Raw genomic sequence first — 1,210 nt, forward strand, 5'->3', positions numbered from 1 at the left:
GAAAACAATCATCCGCATGCGGCAACCTGTCGAGCAGTCGTGATTTCCGATGAATCGCCGGAAAGGACTTTTGAAATGATCACTTTGCCCGACACGGCCAGCCCTCTTTACGAGAAGGTGAAGGACTACATCCTGGCGAACATCGGAACGGGCCGGTGGGGCAAGGATCGCAAGCTGCCGTCCGAGAACGAGTTGGTGGCGTCGCTCGGCGTGTCGCGGATGACGGTTCACCGGGCGCTCAGAGAGTTGACCTCGGCCGGGTTCCTGATCCGCCTGCAAGGTGTGGGAACCTTCATCGCGCCGCCGCGGCCGCAATCGACGCTGATCGAGATCAACAACATCGCAGCCGAGATCGTCGAGCGCGGCAACAGGCATCGTTCCGAAGTCCTCGTCCTCGAAACCATCATGCCGACAAAGGAGCTGGCGCTGTCGTTCGAGTTTCCAAAGCGCGTCTCGATCTATCATTCCGTCGTCGTCAATTTCGAGAATGATCTGCCGGTGCAGCTGGAAGAGCGCTTCGTCAATCCGAGCCTCATTCCCGATTACGACAAGCAGGATTTTTCGAAGACGGCGACCTACGACTATCTCATGCAGAAAACCCCGGTGACCGAAGTCGAGCATATCATCTCGGCGATCCCGGCCGACGCCGAGACGGCGCGGCATCTGGGCATCGATGTCGGCGCCTGCTGCCTTTTCCTGCACCGCCGGACATGGACAGGCGCGGTGGTGGCCACCATCAGCAAGCTGACCTATGCCGGCAGTCGCTACTCGCTCGGCAGCCGCTATTCCCCTTCAAAAAGCAGCTAACGGAAGCAGGACGAATGCAAGTCGGAGCGGTTTCGTTGCCAATGTATATACATGTGCTGACGAGAACGCTTTCGCTCTCGAATGGACGGGCCAAGAAGGACAACAGATGACGCAGACACCGAGTCGCACGGCGCAGATCCGGGCACTCGCGCAGCATGATGTTGCCGAAGCACAAAGCGCGCTGGCGGCATTGCTGGGCGACCTGTTTGCGATGAGTCCCCGCAATGTGCGCATCAACTTCGACAAATACAGCCTCAATTCCCTGAACGGCTTCTTCGAAGACGACGGCAAGGCCTACTTCTTCAAGTTCCATCAGGAGGAGCGGGAGGAGGGGATGACGGGCGAGTATTACCGCGCCGAGATTCTGTCGCGCGCCGGCCTGCCGGTCGACCAACCCATACAC

At 59.0% G+C, this 1,210-nt stretch carries 1 protein-coding gene and 1 pseudogene; both read left to right on the forward strand.

Annotated features, from left to right (window positions below; translation table 11 throughout):
* Window positions 1-75: 75 nt before the first annotated feature.
* Window positions 76-807, forward strand: a complete 732-nt coding sequence (gene hutC, locus EN906_RS34595) for a histidine utilization repressor (RefSeq protein ID WP_013530484.1) — start codon at window positions 76-78, stop codon at window positions 805-807.
* A gap of 106 nt (window positions 808-913) precedes the next feature.
* Window positions 914-1,210: pseudogene (locus EN906_RS38645) on the forward strand (hypothetical protein); the annotation flags it as partial.

The sequence above is a fragment of the Mesorhizobium sp. M7A.F.Ca.CA.004.06.1.1 genome (genome assembly GCF_003999135.1).
Lineage (GTDB): Bacteria > Pseudomonadota > Alphaproteobacteria > Rhizobiales > Rhizobiaceae > Mesorhizobium.